The following is a 3,130-nucleotide window of genomic DNA, read 5'->3' as shown; positions in this document are numbered from 1 at the left end:
TGCAGCGTGTTCCACCAGTCGACCGAGAATTTGATGATCGGGAGATTGAGCGCGCCGACCAGCGTCAGCACGGCGGCGGCGCGCGCCGCGCGCGAGGGATCTTCCACCGCGCGCCATAGCGCCATCAGCCCGAGATACATCAAAAACAGGATCAGCACCGAGGTCAGTCGCGCATCCCATTCCCAATAGGTGCCCCACATCGGCCGGCCCCACAGCGAGCCCGTGAGCAGCGCGAGGAAGGTGAAGCTGGCGCCGATGGGCGCTGCAGCTTTCGCCGCGACGTCGGCGAGCGGATGCCGCCACACCAGCGTGCCCAATGAGGCCAGGCTCATCACGCCCCACACGAACATCGACAGCCACGCATTGGGCACGTGGATGAACATGATTTTGACGGTCGCGCCCTGCTGATAATCGTCGGGTGCAAGCGCGGATTGATAGAGACCAATGCCGAGCAAGATGACGGTCGCGGCCGCAAGCCACGGCAGCACCCGCGCGGTCAGCGCGAGGAACCTGGTCGGGTTGGCGAGCTCGATCAGCGGCATGGCACCCTGTTAATGCGGGGGGACGTGGCAGGCAATCAGCATAAAGGGGCTCTGCAAGAGTTGATCGGGGTCAAGCGCGGGATTAGCCGCGCCTTAATCAATCCAGCCCCTGCCGCAGGCTCGCCGCGGCGGCGAGCGGGCCGACCACGAGCCCCATCAGCGACAGCGCGCACAGGATCGAAAACGGCGCCCCGAACGAGGTGGCTCCCGAGATCACCGCCTCTGCGGCGGCGACGCCGAAGATCAGCACGGGGATCGACAATGGCAGCACCAGCACGGCAAGCAGGAGACCGCCGCGGTGCAGCGCCACCGCGAGCGCGGCGCCGATCATGCCGATGAAGGTCAGCGCCGGGGTGCCGGCGAGCAGGGTCAGTGCCACCGCCGCGGTTGTGGTCGCGTCGAGATTGAGCAGCAGGCCCAGCACGGGAGCGGCGATGACCAGCGGCAGGCCGGCGGCGAGCCAGTGCGCCAGCGCCTTTGCGGCGCAGGCGAGCTCCAGCGAGGTGCGGCCCATCACGATCAGGTCGAGGGAGCCGTCCTCGTGGTCGGCCAGGAACAGGCGGTCGAGCGTCAACAGGCTCGCGAGCAGGGCGCCGAGCCAGAGGATCGCCGGCCCGAGCCGCGCCAGCAGCGCAAGGTCCGGGCCGACCGCGAACGGCATCAGCACCACCACCGTGAGGAAGAACAGGACGCCGATCAGCGCCCCGCCGCCGACGCGAAGCGCGATCCGGATGTCGCGGCGAATCAGGGCGGAAAGGGCGGTCATGCCGTGGCCCCCTCGGCTCGGCCGGCATCTGCACTGCGACCTTTCCACGCATGCGGTGCGCTCCCTCCCCCCTCTTGTCCGCCGAAGCCCGCATCCGCCTTCGGGCGAAGGCGGGCTTCGGCGGACAAGAGGGGAGAGGGAATGGAGAGAGTGGAGTGTTGGGCTTGGGAGGTCCATGGCTTCACGTCCCGCTCCCCATCCTGATCCCTCGCCCCTTCGAGCCCAAGCGGCTGTGGGGTGGCGGCGATGATGAGGCCTCTGCGTGATTTGTAGCGTATGCCCCGATCTGACAGCGAGTACGCTGCGCTCCCTCCCCCCTTGCGGGGGAGGGCTGGGGAGGGGGGTAGCCCCGAACTCGATCTATCCGAATCGCTGAGATGCTTGTTCGCCAAAAAGATGGAGCGCGCCGTGCGGCACCCCCCTCCCTGACCCTTCCCCGCAAGGGGGGAGGGAACGGAAAGAGCGGTGAGCGGGGCTTGAGATGTTCGTAGCGTCACATCCCGCCTCCCATCCTGAGCTCGCGGCCCTCGACGCCGAGCGGGCCGTGGGTGGCGGCGATGATCAGGCCGCCGCGGGCGAGATGATCGCGCATCAGGCCGGCGAACAGGGCTTGTCCGGCGGCGTCCAGCGCCGCGGTCGGCTCGTCCAGGAGCCAGAGTGGCCGCCGCACCGCGATCAGCCGCGCCAGCGACAGCCGCCGTCTTTGCCCGGCGGAGAGATACGCGGCCGGCAGATGCGCCGCGTGCTCGATCCCCACGGCGGCAAGGCTGCCGGCGGCATCGACGCATTCGCCGCCGAGAAAATCCCGCCAGAAGGCGAGGTTCTCCGCCACGCTCAAGGCCGGTTTCAACGCGTCGCGATGGCCGAGATAATGCGCCTGCTCGGGCAGCGTCAGCTCGGCCCCGCCGCCTTCCAGAACGATCGATCCGCCGGCGGGTTGCAGCAGGCCCGCGATCAGCCGCAGCAGCGAGGTCTTGCCCGAGCCATTGCGGCCGGTGACCGCGAGCAGCTCGCCTCCGGACACCGCAACATCGAGGCCGGAGAACACCTCCCGGCCGCCGCGTACGCATCTGACCCCGCTGCCCACAAGCCGCATCGTGATGGTCCAAAGCCCTCTGATTCGCCTCTGATCGGCGTTCTAATTTCCTGGGGGTACCGTTGCAGAATTTGTGGGTGACGACGGGCAGCGGCCCGCTTCCCGGTGTGGCGATCTATTTGGAAAGCTTCTATAAGCCGGAACTTGATGCAGCACGCAATCGCCGGCTGCAACCATCAGGCCAGCGCCGCGCTTATGGTGTTAGGATACCCAGCCTCGGGTATAACGGACAATTGGGATTTCCTCACATGACTTCGCTCGACAGCTTCAAGTGCCAGAAGACGCTCAGGGTGGGCGGCAGGACCTATGTCTATTACAGCCTGCCCGCCGCCGAGAAGAACGGTCTGACGGGAATTTCCAAGCTGCCATATTCGATGAAGGTGCTGCTGGAAAATCTGCTGCGCAACGAGGACGGCCGCACGGTCAAGAAGGAGGACATCGAGGCGGTCGCCAAATGGATGAAGTCGCGCAAGCTGGAGCATGAGATCGCCTTCCGCCCCGCGCGCGTCCTGATGCAGGATTTCACCGGCGTGCCGGCGGTGGTCGACCTCGCCGCCATGCGCAACGCGATGCAGAACCTCGGCGGCGATGCCGAGAAGATCAATCCGCTGGTGCCGGTCGACCTCGTCATCGATCATTCCGTGATCGTGAACTTCTTCGGCGACAACAAGGCCTTCGCCAAGAACGTGGTGGAAGAATACAAGCAGAACCAGGAACGCTACGAAT

General features: G+C 66.5%; 4 protein-coding genes. 1 reads left to right on the top strand and 3 read right to left on the bottom strand.

Annotation, left to right across the window (positions count from 1 at the left end; translation table 11 throughout):
* The 3 genes from ccmC to ccmA form a co-directional block, all read right to left on the bottom strand.
* The coding region (ccmC, locus tag JOY90_RS06650) for a heme ABC transporter permease CcmC (RefSeq protein WP_291690355.1) at positions 1 to 542 on the bottom strand (542 nt) is incomplete at its 3' end.
* Between the two features lie 97 nt (positions 543 to 639).
* Positions 640 to 1,308: a heme exporter protein CcmB gene (ccmB, locus tag JOY90_RS06645; protein ID WP_291690354.1), complete on the bottom strand. Its 669-nt coding sequence runs from the start codon at positions 1,306 to 1,308 to the stop codon at positions 640 to 642.
* Positions 1,309 to 1,801: 493 nt separating this feature from the next.
* Positions 1,802 to 2,404 carry a heme ABC exporter ATP-binding protein CcmA gene (gene ccmA, locus JOY90_RS06640; RefSeq protein ID WP_291690353.1) on the bottom strand — a complete coding sequence of 201 codons (603 nt, stop codon included), beginning with the start codon at positions 2,402 to 2,404 and terminating at the stop codon, positions 1,802 to 1,804.
* Between the two features lie 248 nt (positions 2,405 to 2,652).
* On the opposite strand from ccmA, the gene JOY90_RS06635 reads away from it, so the two are divergent.
* Positions 2,653 to 3,130: aconitase family protein (locus JOY90_RS06635; RefSeq protein WP_291690352.1), on the top strand; the 478-nt coding region annotated here is incomplete at its 3' end.

Source organism: Bradyrhizobium sp. (genome assembly GCF_019242285.1).
Lineage (GTDB): Bacteria > Pseudomonadota > Alphaproteobacteria > Rhizobiales > Xanthobacteraceae > Bradyrhizobium.
Note: the sequence above shows the minus strand (reverse complement) of the source record. Positions and strands in the feature narration are given on the sequence as shown.